Below are 15,917 nucleotides of genomic sequence, written 5' to 3'. Positions count from 1 at the left end.
TTGAAAAGTGAACCAAAAGAGTAAACTGCCAAAAAATTAATGCCCTAGAACTATAGAGTATTTTTACAACCACCCAACCTCAAAATCAACCAAGACAAATGAAAACCTTTACTTTTTTACTATTGATCCTGTTTTTAAATACAGGATATGCACAATCTGAGAAGATTACTATTAAAACAGACCATTTAGAAGAGGCAAATTATCTTAAAATGGATGATTTCTACCTGACACATTACCTTTATATCGATTTGTTTTTAAGAGAAAATCTCTTTCCTGCTGCAACTCCAGAAGAAGTCTCATCTATTCTTACAGCTCTTAAAACATACGTTTCTATAGATAATAATCTAGATATAGAAATTGAAAAACCTGGTGAAAACAACTACTTGATTCGTTTTGCCATTTTAAAGAAAGAAGATGGTACAGAACTCTTAGTTGCTTTTACAAACTGGACGGCTAGGGATAAGAAATTTGAAAAAGAAATCAAAATATCAAATGACTCTTATACCAGATGGTATTTTCTTAACGGTGATAAAATGACCTATAGAAAGGATATGTCTAGTGAGAACGATTATTTAAGTATGAATAAATCAGACTTAGCAAACGCATTCTTATTTGACGAGTTAGCAGATAATGATTCTGAGGTACGTAGCTCGATAGAGGAATATTTAAAGCAAGATGGTCTCAGTGTTGCTGATCAAATAATGGCCAACTTGATTCTTTTAAAATATCAAATTTTTCAAAAAGAAGATCTAGATACCCAAATAGAATATCTAGAAAATCTGTTTGAAAAGAACAAGTCTAATTCTAATCTTAGAGGTTTACAAGCAGCATTTACTGCCACAAAATTCCAAATTAAGTTAGGCAAGTAATTTTACACTATAAATTTATTCTAAGCTCAAAGAGTCGCATCACGATTCTTTGAGCTTTTTTTCTAGATTCAAATAGGATCCTATGCAAGGCATTCATGTGGTTTTTAAGTTCCTTCTCAGGACTTTTTTAAAATTAGAGTTCTTATAATCAAGCTCTTTTAACTCTTTATTTAGATTTAATATAAATAATTTGGTCAGTCCTATATTGGTAGATACTTTTGCCGAAAATTAACTATCTATATTAAGTCTAAATAAAAATAATGAAAAACTTACTGACTATTTTAACCTTATTAGTATTTACTAATGTCATTTTTGCGCAAGAGGTAAGCATAACAGGAACCGTAACAGATCAAACTCAAGAAGCACTTTTAGGAGTGAATGTTGCCATAAAAAATACCTCGATAGGTGTACAAACAGATCAAAATGGAGCTTTTCAAATAGACCAGCTTCAAAATGGAGATTATGTGCTTTCTATTTCATACATAGGTTTTAAAACTAAAGAAGTTCTTGTTTCTATCACAAATAATCAAAACGTTCAACTTAAAACTATCACATTATATGAAGGAAACGAGATTTTAAATGCTGTCGTTATAGAAGGAGAACGCCGCAATAAGTTTTCTAGAAAGAAAACCGCTTATGTTTCAAAGCTTCCTTTAAAAGATATCGAAAATACACAAGTATACAGCACCATAACAAATGAATTACTAGAATCACAGGTAGTAACAAATTTTGATGATGCTTTGAAAAATGCAACAGGTGTAGAGCGTTTATGGGCATCTACAGGTCGTAGTGGTGATGGAGCAGGTTATTATGCACTACGTGGTTTTTCTGTACAGCCTCAACTAGTTAATGGATTACCAGGTTTAACTAATGGTACTATTAATCCTGCAAACATTGAGCGTATCGAGGTTCTAAAAGGACCGTCTGCAACCTTATTTGGTAATGCAGTAAGTTCTTATGGTGGTCTTATCAATGTAGTAACTAAAAAACCATACGTAGGTACTGGTGGAGAGCTTTCTTTTACATCAGGTAGTTATGGACTTAATCAAATAGTAGGTGATTATAACACAGCTTTGAGTAAGGAAGATGATCTATACTTTAGAATTAATACCGCTTACACCACAGAGCAAAGTTTTCAAGATGCTGGTTTTAGAAAATCATTTTTTGTTGCCCCATCTTTATCTTATAAAGTAAATAATAGACTATCATTCTCTTTCTATGGAGAAATCACTCAGGCAGAACAAACAAACCCTACCTTTTTATTCTTAAATAGAAGTGCGCCATCTGCATCTTCTAATTTAGATGAGTTAGGATATAATAATAAGCTATCCTTTACAAGCAACGATCTAACTCTAGAAAACCCTACTCAAAATTATAGAGTAGAGATGGATTACAAATTATCGGACACATGGCAATCACAAACTTTACTGTCTAAAAGTTCTACATCGACTACTGGTTATTATTCTTACCTGTTTGATTTTGGTATTCTAGAAGGAGATACATTTTCTAGATTTATCAGTAAACAAAATGCAAACACTCATACTACTGATATTCAACAAAATTTCATTGGAGATTTTGAAATAGCATCTTTAAGAAATAGGATGGTAATAGGTCTGGATTACTTAAATGCTACTGAAACAAATAACAACACCGGTTTTGCCTTTTATGGAAATGTAACACCAGATGGTGGTTCAAATGGTGATAATCCGTTTACAGCTGCTGTAGAAGATACGGCATATCCACTTTCTACATCGGCTGTAGATGCGGCACTAGCAACGCAGGGAGTAGGTAATCTTAAGTCTAGATATAGTATTTACAGTATTTATGTGTCTGATGTTCTCGATATAACTGATAATCTTTCTGCGATGGTAGGATTACGTCTAGATAGATTTGACAACGAAGGTGACATTGCTAATGCAGATGATGATTATGATCAAACTACATTATCTCCAAAGTTTGGTTTAGTTTTCCAACCTATAAAAGATAAATTATCTGTTTTTGGAAATTACCAAAATGGATTTACAAACGTTGCACCTCAATTAGTAGGAGATCCAGGAACTGGTCCACAGACATTGCAAACTTTTGATCCTGAAGAAGCAAATCAATTAGAATTTGGTATCAAAACTAATTTTTTCAATAACCGTTTAAACGCGACCATTAGTTATTATGACATCAAAGTTAAAGATCGTGTCATTACAGATCCATCTTCTCCTTTTAATAAAATTCAAGGTGGTGAAGTTGTAAGCAAAGGTTTAGAAATAGAAGTTAATGCAAACCCAATCAAAGGATTAAACATTAGAGCAGGTTATAGTAATAATGATAGTGAAACCACAGAAACTGATAATCTTGAAATATTAAATCGCAGACCATTAGAAGCTGGACCAGAAACATTATATAATTTTTGGGCAAACTATGAATTTCAACAAGGTAGTTTAGATGGTTTCGGAATAGGTTTAGGTTTTAATGGAGCTAGTGAACGTTTTGCAATCAACTATCTATCTACAGGAGAATTTATCTTACCTAGTTATACCATTTTTAATACATCTGTGTTTTATGAAGCAGATAAATATCGTGTGAGCCTAAAACTAAATAATGCTCTCAATAAAGAATATTATACAGGATGGACTACCATTAATCCTCAAATGCCTAGAGCATTACTAGCAAATATTTCTTACCAATTTTAATTAATTATTTAATAAGAGCAACTTCTATACTAAGAAGTTGCTCTTTATAAATTTAAGTCCATGTCATTTAAAAAATTCATTTTTCAATTGCATAAAATTCTAGGCCTTGCAACAGGTCTTGTGGTTTTTCTAGTCGCGATAACTGGTTGTTGCTGGACTTTTAGAGAAGAGATAGAAAGTCTATATGATGATTATAAAAAGGTAACACCTCAAAACAAAGCGATATTAACACCTACTGAGGCAAAAACCTATGCAGAACAAGTTTTTCCTGAAAATACAGTGCACGGCACAATGTTTAAAAAAGATGATGATGCGATAGAAGTTATTTTTTATGATGCAGAACCAGAGTTTTATCAAAGTGTGTTTTTAAATCCATATACAGGTAAAGTAATTCAAGTTGATAATCATATGACTGGTTTTTTTGCCTTTATACTAGAAGGCCATATGCGTCTGTGGTTGCCTAAAGAGATAGGAGAGCAAGTTGTAGGAGTGTCCATCCTAATTTTTATTTTAATTATAATTTCAGGATTCTTTTTGTGGGTTCCTAAAAAGCGTAAAAATCTTAAACAACGCGTTAAATTTGATTGGAAAAAAACCACTCGATGGAAAAGAAAAAATTTTGACCTACATACGGTGGTAGGTTTTTATATAAGTTCGCTTGCATTAATTATCGCTTTTACAGGATCCATGATGTCCTATGATTGGTTAAAGTACGTGGTCTATATTTCTACTGGAGGAGAAAAAGAAGCTCGTTTTATTATTCCAGAAAATGAAGGCAATCAGTTAACAGATAACAATGTCGTTCCTATGGATAATTTAATAGTAAAATTATTAAAAGAAAATCCTGAAGCTGAAGGTTTTGAATTGCATTATCCTAATTCTGCTCAAGAGAGCATTTATGTAGAAGTATCAAATAGTGAAGGCTTATTCTATGATTCTGATTTTCGCTTCTTTGATCAAAATACTTTAGAAGAATTAGAGACACCTAGTGTTTTTGGAAAATATGAAAATGCTGATGTAGCAGATAAAATTCAGAGAATGAATTACGACATTCACATAGGTGCCATAGGTGGTATAGTAGGTAAAATCATTGCTTTTTTAGTTAGTTTAATAGTAGCAAGTTTACCTGTTACAGGAGTGTTATTATGGTACGGAAGAAACTATAAAAAGAAAAAAGCAAGTGTGAATTAAGCCACTAGAACATAGATTAAAGATTCTGTTAATGGCACTTGTTCTAAAGTAGAATTTTATAATTTGCACATAATATTCAAAATTATTCTGAGCGATAAAATAGAATAAATAGTTGCCTAGAATCAAAAACTAATACAATGAGCACATTAAGAGAATTAACAGACGCCAAAATAGGCATGGGTAGAAAAAACAACCCTGAATTTATGAAAGGCGTAGATGCGATTATTGAAAATGCCAAAGAGTTTGAACTAGGTAAACACGCAATAAAAATAGGGGAGAAAGCTCCAGTATTTGAATTACCTAATGCTCAAGGAGCATCCGTAGAGTTAGCAGGCTTATTAAAAAAAGGACCAGTTGTGATCACGTTCTATCGTGGTAGCTGGTGTCCTTATTGTAACTTACAGTTAAGAGCATTACAAGACAGACTAGGCGATATTCACGAACTAGGTGCACAATTAATAGCCATAAGCCCAGAAGTGCCAGATGGATCGTTGACAGAGAACGAGATTAGTAAAATGGACTTTACCGTACTGTCAGATCAGGATGCGCAAGTTGCCTCACAATATGGTGTCGCTTGGGAAGTGCCAGAATTCTTAATGGAACACATGAGAGTTGATCGCGGTCTAGATTTAAAGAAGATCAATAATGGAAACGCAAGTGTTTTACCTATTCCAGCTACTTTCATATTGGGAACTGACGGTATCGTAAAATGGAATTATGTAAATGCCGATTATAGAACACGCTCAGAACCAGAAGAGATTATAGAGACGCTTAAAAAACTTGCTTAAATACCATATTTGGTAAGTGTTACCTTGTACTATTCTACATAACTTTAAGGATAAGAAATGCTTTTAAATAAGCACTTTCTTATCCTTAAAAAGTTATCATCAACCATAATTATTTGAAAATATTTTAATCTCTAGATTTTACCATCATCAATTCCATAAAGAAACTTAAAATTTAAGACTAAATATCTAAGCTTGTTTTACAAAAAATGATAATCCGTACGCCTATTTTTTCATTCATTGAGAAAGCGTACGATTCAGTTATTCGTGCTGTTTTCATGCCTATTGTATAAGCTATTACTTGTAATTTTGCAGCGTTAAAAGGGAGCAACACAGATGGATAATTTGCATAAATTAGAATTGAGTAAAGAAGAGATGAGAGCCTACGGTTATAAGGTGATTGATACTCTAGTAGATCATTTTACAACACAAAATGATAAAAGTCCAGTAGCAATAGCTAGCCGCAAGGAGATGGACGATATCTTTCAAGAAGATGTACCTAATTTACCTAGCGATCCAGACCAGGTTCTGGACTTTGTGACCCAACATGTCTTGCCTAATAGTAACATAGTCTCGCACCCTAAATCTTATTCTTTTGTTCCAGGACCTAGTAATTATGTAAGCGTCATGGCAGACACGCTTGCGACAGGTTTTAATATATTTTCTGGTGGTTGGGCAGCGTCTCCTGCTGCGGCAGAGTTAGAGATCGTAACCATGAACTGGTTGCTTAAACTTTTTAAATTCCCTTCAAAAAAAGGTGGTGGTATTTTTACCAGCGGTGGCTCTATGGCAAACCTTACTGCACTAGTTACTGCAAGAAGACAAAAGTGTGGCGACGACTTTTCTAAAGCCGTTATCTACATGTCTGACCAGGCGCATTCTTCTAACGTAAAAGCGATACGTGTAATAGGTTTTAAGAAAGAGCAAATACGCATTATTCCAACCGATGGAGAGTTTAAAATGGCTCTTAATAAACTTAAAAACGCGATTTCTAAGGATCGTTTAAGCGGTTTACAGCCCTTTTGCATTATAGCATCTGCTGGTACGACTAACACCGGTACGGTAGATCCGCTAGAAGAAATAGGTGTGATCTGCAAGAAAGAAAAACTATGGTTTCACATCGATGGAGCATATGGTGGTGCAGCGATGTTATCTCAAAAAGGCAGCAAGGCATTAAAAGGAATTGAAAAAGCAGATTCCCTTACTATAGATCCGCATAAATGGCTGTACCAACCTTATGAAATGGGTTGTTTATTAGTCCGTAAAAGCAAGTGGTTGCACGATACATTTGTAGAAAAACCAGAGTATTTAAGAGATATAGAAGGAAACACATCAGAGATTAATTTTTACGACCACGGTATCCAGCTTACCAGACGTTTTAGAGCGCTCAAGTTTTATATGTCACTAAAAACCTTTGGATTAGAAGCTTTTAGAAAAGCCGTAAGTTATAACATCAACATTGCCGAAGATGTAGAAACCATGCTTAGAAAAAGCAGTAAATGGGAAGTGGTTTCTCCTGCCACGCTTGCCATTATTAACTTTAGGTATAACCCTATAGAACTAGATTTAAACGATGCGCAAATAGATGCTCTTAATCAAGAGATTTCTAAACGTATCATACAGTCCAAAGAATCTTTGCTAGTGACTACCGTGCTCAATAATCAGGTCGTTTTACGTATGTGTTTGATAAATCCACGTACGACTATGGATCATATCATGGAGACCTTTACCGCATGTGAGAAATTTGCTATTCTTATTCTAGAAGAGCAGTCTGTTAAATAATTTTAAGATAGTTAGTGTTCCGCTTTCGCGAAAGCGAAATAATCATACAATCACTTGTTAAATAAATACTTATTAAGATTATATTTTAATTTATTGTGAATTTGGTAATTATTTTTGATAAAAATAACAACCATGGAATTTATTGAAATCACAGAAATACTAATCAAATTAGTAGTCGGTTTAAGCATACTAAACGTGTGGCTTATCAACCGCGATAAATCGACACCATGGCGAGGTGGAAACGCGAGCAGCATGCAAGAAGAATTTGCTGCTTATGGTTTATCAAAAAATGCCATGATGATAGTAGGGACGTTGAAATGTCTTTTTGCTGTTTTAATACTGATTTCTATTTATTACAAAGCCGTAGAATATACTGGCGCCATAGGTATTGCACTTCTTATGTTAGGGGCGATTGTCATGCATTTTAAGATTAATGACCCTATCAAAAAGTCTGTACCAGCAGCAATATTTTTACTACTATCTCTAGCGATCATATTTATCTAGAGCATGTCTATAAATTTATAGCAAATTATACCACAAAGTACCATAAAGATTAAAGCCGGCGACGATTTATAAACGCCGTCTTTGATCTTTACACGTACCATAAAACCAGCCAGCATCAATAAACTCAACCCTGCAGATGCTGCGATACCTATGTACGTATTAAAAATACCTACTATTAAACCTGCGGCGCCTATAAGTTGAAGAACGCCAGTTAATAAGCGTTGCAACATACTCAATCCAAATCTGGTAAATTCTAATCTCATGTGCGATGAGAACAAGCAAGTAATGCCAAAAAATACAAATGACACGATGGTAAAATAGAGTAGGAGATCAAATGTTTTCATGCGTTTAAATTACAGCAATACCGCACACCATACCGTTAATTATTTGTTGAAATTAAAAATAAGATTCTCATACTCTTTACCTTAAAAAGCTCCTCGCCTAAGAATAGGCGAGTTGGGGTTTTGCAAAAACCTCGGAGTGGTTGATGCGGTGTTGGAAAGTTGCACAAGACTTAGAACTTATTCCACCAACTAGATTATTAAAAACACCGCACAACCTTTCCGACCAAACCTACGCTGCGCTGCGATTTGCCCACCTTTCCTTAACTAAGGAAAGGAGCTGTTAGTTCTTTCCTTTTTACAGATTTATTATTAAAGTAAAGAATATAATATTATTTAAAAAAACAAGAAAGCTCCTCGCCTAAGAATAGGCGAGGTGGGGTTTTGCAAAAACCTCGGAGTGGTTGATGCGGTGTTGGAAAGTTACACTGGATTTAGAACTTATTCCAAAATCTAGATTATTAAAAACACCGCACAACCTTTCCGACCAAATCTACGCTGCGCTGCGATTTGCCCACCTTTCCTTAATTAAGGAAAGGAGCTGTTAGTTTTGAGTTTTGTTATTTAATTGTCAACTATTTACCTATAAAAAAAGCAAGAAAGCACCTCGCCTAAGAATAGGCGAGGTGGGGTTTTGCAAAAACCTCGGAGTGGTTGATGCGATGCTGGAAAGTTGCACAAGACTTAGAATATATTCCTGCAACTAGATTCTAAAAAACACCGCACAACCTTTCCGACCAAATCTGCGCTGCGCTGCGATTTACCCACCTTTCCTTAACTAAGGAAAGGAGCTGTTAGTTTTGTGTGGTGATAAATAGAATTATTTAATAAACGACATCGCTTTTCATGGCAGCAATACGTTGTTGCAAACTAGGGTGGGAATAATGAAACCATACATAAGCAGGATGCGGAGTTAAATTGCTCAGACTAGTTTTAGAAAGTGTTTTTAAACCGCTTATTAATGGTTCTTTTTTTAAAGTGCTTTTTGCATAATAATCTGCTTGATATTCAAATCTTCTAGATAGCAAATTCATGATGATACTGGTTAATGTAGATATAGGAGAATACAACAAGCCAAAAGCGATTAAACCTATATGAAAAGAAGGAATAGCAACACCTAGCGCTTCAGAAAGTAAGGTACTGTCTACAAATAGAGAAAATAACCACAAGGTAAAACCAGTGGTGAGCGTACCAGCGATAAGGTTATAAATAATATGTTTTCTTTTATAATGACCTACTTCATGAGCAAGCACTGCCACTATTTCTTCTTCGGTTAATTGCTCTATTAGGGTATCGTACAGCGTCACACGTTTCTCACTACCGAAACCGCTGAAATAAGCATTGGCCTTAGTAGATCTTTTGCTACCATCTATCACAAAAATCTTGTCTAGTTGAAAACCTACTGTTGCTGCATATTCACTTATTTTATTTTTTAAATCGCCATCTTCTAGGGGTGATTGTTTATTGAAAAGCGGCACAAATAGTTTTGCATAAAACATATTCATAAACAGCGATATCACAAATATCAATATCCATACATACCACCAGAAATTATCACCAGCCCAGTTATAACAAAGGATAATTAAAGATAGAATAGCGCCGCCTAAAACGGTAGTAAGTACATAACCCTTTAATTTATCTAGAATGAAGGTCTTTACGGTAGTTTTATTGAATCCAAATTTTTCTTCTATCACAAAGGTAGAGTAGATAGAAAAAGGCAGTGAAATGATCTCACTCGCCAGCATAATAATACCAAAAAATAATAAAGCCACGACGATTTCATTTTGCGCATAAGACCTTGCGATCTCATCTACTATAGCAAAACCTTTAAAGAATAAAAACAACAGCATACCGATAAAGGAAAAGGTGCTGGATAACAAGCCAAATTTAAAATTGGTCTTCTTGTATTCTTGAGATTTATCATACTCTGCAGCATCATAAACATCAGTAAGTTCTTGTGGTACAGGCTTTGAATACCAGGTGTAGTTGAGAAAACCTAAAATACGTTCTAATAAAAAATCAAAAATAAGAATCCCTATAATGATATAAAATACAGTAGCTGGTGTCATAAAAGTAAGGTCAAATTCTTATTTAAAATCTCGTTGTCTTTTTGCCTCAAAAATCATGATTGCTGCACTTACAGACACATTCATGGAGTCTATCTCGCCAGACATAGGTATAATGATGTTTGCCTTTGCAGCGGCTCTCATTTCTTCTGATAGTCCTGTGGCTTCAGTACCTACGGCTATGGCGCTGGCATTTCTATAATCTATCCGGTCATAACGCTCGCTACTTTGCAAAGTCGCGGCATATAAATCGATATTTTTATCACTTAAGAAACCTATCAATTCTTTTGTGCTGCACACAGCAGTAGGAATGGTAAATAGACAGCCCACACTAGAGCGTATAACATTTGGATTAAAAAGATCTGCCGTAGGGTTTGCTATGATTACGGCATCTACTTTGGCAGCATCGGCAGTTCTTAATAGAGCGCCTAGATTACCTGGTTTCTCTGTAGATTCGGCAATGAGGATTAATGGTGTGTCGGTTAGTTCTAGATCATTTAATTGTTGGGATCTCGCTTTCGCGAAAGCGATACAACCTTCTGTACCACTACGATAAGCCATCTTTTCATAGACTTCTTGCGTGACAGATATAATTTCTGGTGACTGATGGATCTCTAATTTTGAGTACACATCTTGCGCTGTAAACGTACTCGTATCGAGTAGGATAGGGCCGCAAACTAAGATCTGTTCCATGATAAATTTACCTCTAGTAGCTAGTAAGATCTCGCGCTGTCCTTCTATGATAAAAAGGCCTTCTTTTTTGCGAGCTTTGCTTTTACGTTGCAGTTGTTCTACGTGTCGTATAACGGCATTATTAGGGCTAGAGATGTGTTTCATAGTACAAAAATAGGTTTTTAAAGCAGATCAAATGTATCTTTGAATATAAACCTATACAATATGAATTTTCATACTAGAAAATGGATCAAGCCAGAAGATTTAAATCCTAATGGGACGCTTTTCGGCGGTAGATTATTAGAATGGATTGATGAAGAGGCAGCACTTTATGCGATCATACAAATCGAGAATCAAAAAGTGGTGACTAAATACATGAGTGAAATCAACTTTGTAGCCAGTGCAAAAACTGGTGACATAGTAGAGATAGGACTAGAGGTAAATAAATTTGGTACCAGTTCTATCGATTTAAAGTGTGTGGTGCGTAATAAAATGACCTATGACACCATTATTACTATAGAAAATATAATTCTAGTAAATCTAGGTGAAGACGGTAAACCACTTGCACACGGTAAAACTGAGGTAGAATACCAGAGTGAGCGCATGAAAAAGAAAGGCTTTGATTAAACTAAGCCTTTTTAAGGTCTTCTTCTAAGTACTTTCTTTCCATCCAGAAAGTTCCAAATGGAACTACAGACATGGCAAGAACTATAAAGAGTTTTTTGAGATCCCATTTAAGGATCTGGCTTACTACTATGGCCATGACCACATAACTAAGGAAAAGGAAACCGTGTGCCATTCCCATAATTTTATTGGGTAGTAGAATACCACCTAGATATTTAAGAGGCATGGTTAGAAAAAGGATGAATAAAAAGGAGTAACCTTCTACTATAGCTAGATATTTGAATGTTTTAAGCATCTTTTTTTACACGTTTATCTTGAAGTGACAAAGGTAGTTCAGAATCACGACCATACAGCTTGATTTCTTGAATATCTGCTGGTAAATAGAAGCCTTTTTGCATTAAAGCTCTTTTTACATTTCCTATCACGCGGCCACGTGTGGTGTTTGCAACGCGTCCAAAGTCTAAGGTGTCTACCCAAAAGAACACTTTAAGATTTACGGTGCTGGTCGCTAGCTCGTCTTCTATGACATAACTTACATGATCTTCGTCAGTCACAACTTTAGGGTCTGCGTTTAAAGCGTCCATGATGCTTTGTTTTGCCTCGTTAATATCATCGTCATAATCTACACCTACCACAAAATCCCAACGGTAAAAACCGTCTTCTGTATAATTAGTTACCGGTTGCGTTATCACATCTGAATTAGGGATGTAAACATCTTTGCCGTCAAAGGTTTTAAGCTTTGTATATCTAAATTCTAGTGCTTTTACACGACCAAAGTTATTCCCGATTTCTACTGTATCATTTACGTCAAATGGTCTGTTAAAACTAAGAATTACACCAGCTATAAAATTCTGTCCTATATCTTTAAAGGCAAACCCTAGAACTACGGCACTAGCACCAGCTGTTGCAAGAATACCGGCGCTTATATCACCTAATCCTGCAGCTCTCAATGCGAGCATTATAAAAATGATGATAAATACAAAGCGTATCGCCTTACCTAAAAAACGACTCATCAAAGGATCTTTAGTCCTGCGTATCACGCTAGAGGTGGTAAACCTACCCAAAAAACTAGCGATTAAAACGCCCAATATGATAATAGCGAGACCTAAAGCCAGCCGTGGTAGAAAATCGATGAAATTTTCATAATAAGAATACGTAGTGTTAGTAATTCTATCAGAAATATTAATGTCTTCTACTTGATCTTGCAATGGCATAAAATTGGGTTTACAGTAAAGATAGTCTGTAGTAAAATTCTTTTTGTTAAGCATTAATTAAATCCTTTAGATTATAAAACTCTATACTATTTTTACATCATGAATGATAACCAACCACATATTACTATTATAGGCGCTGGAGTAAGCGGTCTTACTGCAGCTGTTACATTGCAAAACGCTGGATATAAAGCAACTGTTTATGACGCAAATTCATTTGTCGGTGGTCGTGTAAGCAGTGATGCCACTTCTGGATTGATATTAGATCACGGTTTTCAAGTGATGCTAGATGCTTATCCTGCGGTGAATGAATTTCTAGATATTGAGGCTCTAAAATTGCGCAAATTTGTGCCAGGTTCCTTAATATTTAAAGATGGTAAAACTCATAAACTAGGCGATCCTACTAGAGATAGTAGTTTCTTGTGGAGCACGATTACGGCTGGTGTGGGATCTTTAAAAGATAAATGGTTGGTGTACTCGCTTTCGCGAAAGCTGAAACAAAAATCAATACACGACATATTTACTAGTCCAGAGACTACCACAAAGATCTATCTAGAGAATTATGGATTTTCTAAAAAGATGATTGCTAGTTTCTTTACTCCTTTTTATACAGGAATATTCTTAGAGACAAAGCTAGCAACGAGTAGTCGCATGTTTGAATTTGTCTTTAAAATGTTTACAGAAGGAAATGCAACGATACCTGCAGGCGGTATCAAAGCTATACCAGAACAACTGGCTGCTCAATTACCTGAAGATTCTATGCATCTTAATCACAAGGTAACAGCAGTGATAGGTAATGAAATCTCTCTAGAAAATGGTGAGAAAATAAAGTCTGATTATACTATAGTAGCTACACCAGCAGGAGATTTAGTACCTAATTTACCTAATGAAAACATGCCGTGGCATCAAGTTACTGTGCTGTATTTTGAAACCGATCATACAGGATTAGATCAGGCTATTATAGGACTAGTAGCAAACGATGATGTACTGATCAATAACTTTCATTTTTTAAATGATGTTTTTGATAACCACAGGAATATCATAAGCGTTTCTGTTATTAAAAAGCATCAATTATCTGACCAGCAACTTACAGAGCGTGTGGTAAAAGAACTAAGAGAAGAGACTCATATTAAGGCAAATGAACTGGTAAAACTGTATCATATAAAGAAAGCATTGCCACAACTAGATTCTTTAAATTATTGCATGAATGCGTCAGAAACACAACTTACAGATAGTGTTTTTCTAGCTGGAGATCAATTGAGTAATGGATCACTTAACGCTGCGATGTTAAATGGTAAAGCAGCTGCAAATGCTGTTATAAGCAAGATAGAAGGAAGTGTGATTTTATAATTATAAAACGGTAAACAGATGGACGCATCTGTTTACCGTTTTTTTTAAGATTTAGATTTCTTTAATATACTCTCTATTTCTATTTTTTAATGACTGATTAATTCCAATTAAAGGCCTCTTTAATTTCTTGGTAAACGATAGTTCCAGATATGATATTTAGTCCTTTTTTAAGACTAGGGTTAGAATCGCATGCTGTTTCCCAGCCTAGATTTGCTATTTTTAGAACGTAGGGTAAAGTTACATTAGTCAGTGCCATAGTAGACGTAAATGGTACTGCACCAGGCATGTTTGCAACAGAGTAATGCACCACGTCATCTATAATATATACAGGATCTTCATGAGTTGTAGGTCTGGTAGTTTCTACACAACCACCTTGGTCTACTGCTACATCTACGATTACGGTCCCTGGTCGCATTTCTTTGAGCATGTCGCGTGTGATAAGGTTAGGAGCTTTGGCACCTTTAAGTAATACACCGCCTATGATTAGATCATGAGTTTTAATGTGTTTTCTAATGTTGAATTCGTTAGAGAACTCAGTAACCACATGTGGAGGCATGACGTCATTTACATAGCGTAAACGTTTCATGTTGATATCTAACATGGTGACATGTGCTCCAAGTCCTGCAGCCATTTTTGCAGCTTGTATGCCTACTATTCCAGCACCTAAGACCAGTACTTTACCAGGTGCTACTCCAGGAACACCACCTAAAAGAACACCACGACCTTTTACTGGTTTTTCTAAGTATTTTGCTCCTTGTTGAATGGCTAGTCTACCAGCTACCTCTGACATAGGAGTTAATAATGGTAGTGTACCGTCTGTATCTTCTACAGTTTCATAAGCAATGCAAATAGCTTTTGCCTTAATCATAGCCTTTGTTAACGGCTCACTAGAGGCAAAGTGGAAATAGGTAAAAAGTATTTGACCTTCTTGAATCAAGTCGTATTCTTCAGCGATAGGTTCTTTTACTTTTACAATCATTTCACTAATTGCATACACTTCACCGATAGAATCTAGAATAATCGCACCTGCTTTTAAGTAATCAGAATTTAAAAAGCCGCTGCCTTCTCCAGCATTTGATTGCACATAAACGGTGTGTTTCTTTTTAACCAATTCATAAACTCCGCCAGGTGTCATACCGACCCTGCTTTCATTGTTTTTAATCTCTTTTGGAATACCGACAATCATTTTTTTTAAACTTTAAGTTACGAGCGTAATTTGTAACTTTTTTACATATAATGAAAGTAATACCCTTATAATTTTAGGGGTGGTTTTGATTAAAGTAGTTTTATTTAATATGGCACCCTTGTTTTTGTGGGGTATTTGCGGTTTGTGTTTATATTTTTCTGATTATTTTAATAAAGCTTTTCTCTTTTGATATAAAGTTAATATCTCGTTAGAATCCCAGTCGTCTCTTTCTGTTTTTCCATGGCCTAGAGACATGATGGTTTTTATAGCGCCATTTTCTAAGAAATATTTACAGTTCCATTCTATAGTATCTGGTGTGTTTATAAAGCTGATTTCTTTTTCCTGAGCATAGCGCAATTGGCCATCTACTTCAAAATACGTTTCTATAAAAGTGGTGTTATTCTTTTTAGATTCTATTTTAAATATTCTTTTATTATCAAACTCGTAAACACTCCAGCTTTCGTTCTTTTTGGTCATACCATAGTCCATGGAGTTTTCAAAAGAGGTGAGTGCCTTATTATAACTAGTTTGGAATTCAGTACTTACTTTTTCTCTAAATTGATCTTCAGTAAGTTGTGAGCTTTGTGCGTTACTTGTTTGAACAGCTATGATTACTAGTAGGGTAAAGATTATTTTTTTCATGGTGGTTGGG

Annotated in this window: 15 protein-coding genes; 8 read left to right on the top strand and 7 right to left on the bottom strand. The window is 35.2% G+C overall.

The features are described 5' to 3' along the window. Window positions 1-98: 98 nt before the first annotated feature. The 6 genes from LY01_RS06525 to LY01_RS06500 all read left to right on the top strand — a co-directional run bounded on the left by LY01_RS06525 (window position 99) and on the right by LY01_RS06500 (window position 7,815). A complete protein-coding gene (locus LY01_RS06525; protein ID WP_104515019.1) occupies window positions 99-869 on the top strand; it encodes a hypothetical protein in 771 nt (256 codons plus the stop codon). A gap of 260 nt (window positions 870-1,129) precedes the next feature. After that, window positions 1,130-3,553, top strand: coding sequence for a TonB-dependent receptor (locus LY01_RS06520; protein WP_104515018.1), 2,424 nt, complete (start codon window positions 1,130-1,132; stop codon window positions 3,551-3,553). A gap of 60 nt (window positions 3,554-3,613) precedes the next feature. Continuing rightward, window positions 3,614-4,744, top strand: coding sequence for a PepSY-associated TM helix domain-containing protein (locus LY01_RS06515; RefSeq protein ID WP_104515017.1), 1,131 nt, complete (start codon window positions 3,614-3,616; stop codon window positions 4,742-4,744). A gap of 137 nt (window positions 4,745-4,881) precedes the next feature. After that, window positions 4,882-5,532 carry a peroxiredoxin-like family protein gene (locus LY01_RS06510; RefSeq protein WP_104515016.1) on the top strand — a complete coding sequence of 217 codons (651 nt, stop codon included), beginning with the start codon at window positions 4,882-4,884 and terminating at the stop codon, window positions 5,530-5,532. 333 nt (window positions 5,533-5,865) lie between these two features. Next, window positions 5,866-7,311, top strand: coding sequence for a pyridoxal phosphate-dependent decarboxylase family protein (locus tag LY01_RS06505; protein ID WP_104515015.1), 1,446 nt, complete (start codon window positions 5,866-5,868; stop codon window positions 7,309-7,311). A gap of 132 nt (window positions 7,312-7,443) precedes the next feature. Continuing rightward, window positions 7,444-7,815 (top strand): DoxX family protein, encoded by a 372-nt coding sequence (locus LY01_RS06500; protein WP_104515014.1) that lies wholly within the window; start codon window positions 7,444-7,446, stop codon window positions 7,813-7,815. Here the strand turns inward: LY01_RS06500 and LY01_RS06495 are convergent. From LY01_RS06495 to LY01_RS06485, 3 genes are all read right to left on the bottom strand, one after another. Beyond that, window positions 7,812-8,159: a DoxX family protein gene (locus LY01_RS06495; protein WP_104515013.1), complete on the bottom strand. Its 348-nt coding sequence runs from the start codon at window positions 8,157-8,159 to the stop codon at window positions 7,812-7,814. The genes LY01_RS06500 and LY01_RS06495 overlap by 4 nt on opposite strands. Before the next feature lie 821 nt (window positions 8,160-8,980). Next, window positions 8,981-10,225, bottom strand: coding sequence for a M48 family metallopeptidase (locus tag LY01_RS06490; protein WP_104515012.1), 1,245 nt, complete (start codon window positions 10,223-10,225; stop codon window positions 8,981-8,983). A gap of 18 nt (window positions 10,226-10,243) precedes the next feature. Beyond that, a complete protein-coding gene (locus LY01_RS06485) occupies window positions 10,244-11,059 on the bottom strand; it encodes a TrmH family RNA methyltransferase (RefSeq protein ID WP_104515011.1) in 816 nt (271 codons plus the stop codon). Between the two features lie 60 nt (window positions 11,060-11,119). On the opposite strand from LY01_RS06485, the gene LY01_RS06480 reads away from it, so the two are divergent. Further along, window positions 11,120-11,521: an acyl-CoA thioesterase gene (locus LY01_RS06480; RefSeq protein ID WP_104515010.1), complete on the top strand. Its 402-nt coding sequence runs from the start codon at window positions 11,120-11,122 to the stop codon at window positions 11,519-11,521. Between the two features lies 1 nt (window position 11,522). Here LY01_RS06480 and LY01_RS06475 read toward each other — a convergent pair whose 3' ends face one another. Together LY01_RS06475 and LY01_RS06470 are read right to left on the bottom strand one after the other, a co-directional pair. After that, window positions 11,523-11,813, bottom strand: coding sequence for a DUF3817 domain-containing protein (locus tag LY01_RS06475; protein ID WP_104515009.1), 291 nt, complete (start codon window positions 11,811-11,813; stop codon window positions 11,523-11,525). Next, window positions 11,806-12,732, bottom strand: coding sequence for a mechanosensitive ion channel family protein (locus tag LY01_RS06470; RefSeq protein WP_104515206.1), 927 nt, complete (start codon window positions 12,730-12,732; stop codon window positions 11,806-11,808). The genes LY01_RS06475 and LY01_RS06470 overlap by 8 nt, the downstream gene beginning before the upstream one ends. A 99-nt stretch (window positions 12,733-12,831) precedes the next feature. Between LY01_RS06470 and LY01_RS06465 the strand changes: the two genes are divergently transcribed. Next, the gene (locus LY01_RS06465; protein WP_104515008.1) at window positions 12,832-14,079 is read left to right on the top strand and encodes a protoporphyrinogen/coproporphyrinogen oxidase; all 1,248 of its coding nucleotides are present in this window, start codon (window positions 12,832-12,834) and stop codon (window positions 14,077-14,079) included. Window positions 14,080-14,176: 97 nt separating this feature from the next. On the opposite strand, the gene ald is transcribed toward LY01_RS06465, so the two are convergent. Continuing rightward, a complete protein-coding gene (gene ald, locus LY01_RS06460; protein ID WP_104515007.1) occupies window positions 14,177-15,265 on the bottom strand; it encodes an alanine dehydrogenase in 1,089 nt (362 codons plus the stop codon). A gap of 162 nt (window positions 15,266-15,427) precedes the next feature. After that, window positions 15,428-15,907: a hypothetical protein gene (locus LY01_RS06455; RefSeq protein WP_104515006.1), complete on the bottom strand. Its 480-nt coding sequence runs from the start codon at window positions 15,905-15,907 to the stop codon at window positions 15,428-15,430. Window positions 15,908-15,917 lie beyond the last annotated feature (10 nt).

This window comes from Nonlabens xylanidelens (assembly GCF_002934445.1).
Taxonomy (GTDB): domain Bacteria; phylum Bacteroidota; class Bacteroidia; order Flavobacteriales; family Flavobacteriaceae; genus Nonlabens; species Nonlabens xylanidelens.
The sequence above is the reverse complement of the archived record's forward strand: the minus strand, read 5'-3'. Positions and strand labels throughout refer to the sequence as shown.

What these genes read in the sequence shown, in the direction of transcription:
- LY01_RS06525 (WP_104515019.1), top strand. Translation starts at nt 99, where the DNA reads ATGAAAACCTTTACTTTTTTACTATTGATCCTGTTTTTAAATACAGGA.
- LY01_RS06520 (WP_104515018.1), top strand. Translation starts at nt 1,130, where the DNA reads ATGAAAAACTTACTGACTATTTTAACCTTATTAGTATTTACTAATGTC.
- LY01_RS06515 (WP_104515017.1), top strand. Translation starts at nt 3,614, where the DNA reads ATGTCATTTAAAAAATTCATTTTTCAATTGCATAAAATTCTAGGCCTT.
- LY01_RS06510 (WP_104515016.1), top strand. Translation starts at nt 4,882, where the DNA reads ATGAGCACATTAAGAGAATTAACAGACGCCAAAATAGGCATGGGTAGA.
- LY01_RS06505 (WP_104515015.1), top strand. Translation starts at nt 5,866, where the DNA reads ATGGATAATTTGCATAAATTAGAATTGAGTAAAGAAGAGATGAGAGCC.
- LY01_RS06500 (WP_104515014.1), top strand. Translation starts at nt 7,444, where the DNA reads ATGGAATTTATTGAAATCACAGAAATACTAATCAAATTAGTAGTCGGT.
- LY01_RS06495 (WP_104515013.1), bottom strand. Translation starts at nt 8,159, where the DNA reads ATGAAAACATTTGATCTCCTACTCTATTTTACCATCGTGTCATTTGTA.
- LY01_RS06490 (WP_104515012.1), bottom strand. Translation starts at nt 10,225, where the DNA reads ATGACACCAGCTACTGTATTTTATATCATTATAGGGATTCTTATTTTT.
- LY01_RS06485 (WP_104515011.1), bottom strand. Translation starts at nt 11,059, where the DNA reads ATGAAACACATCTCTAGCCCTAATAATGCCGTTATACGACACGTAGAA.
- LY01_RS06480 (WP_104515010.1), top strand. Translation starts at nt 11,120, where the DNA reads ATGAATTTTCATACTAGAAAATGGATCAAGCCAGAAGATTTAAATCCT.
- LY01_RS06475 (WP_104515009.1), bottom strand. Translation starts at nt 11,813, where the DNA reads ATGCTTAAAACATTCAAATATCTAGCTATAGTAGAAGGTTACTCCTTT.
- LY01_RS06470 (WP_104515206.1), bottom strand. Translation starts at nt 12,732, where the DNA reads ATGCCATTGCAAGATCAAGTAGAAGACATTAATATTTCTGATAGAATT.
- LY01_RS06465 (WP_104515008.1), top strand. Translation starts at nt 12,832, where the DNA reads ATGAATGATAACCAACCACATATTACTATTATAGGCGCTGGAGTAAGC.
- ald (WP_104515007.1), bottom strand. Translation starts at nt 15,265, where the DNA reads ATGATTGTCGGTATTCCAAAAGAGATTAAAAACAATGAAAGCAGGGTC.
- LY01_RS06455 (WP_104515006.1), bottom strand. Translation starts at nt 15,907, where the DNA reads ATGAAAAAAATAATCTTTACCCTACTAGTAATCATAGCTGTTCAAACA.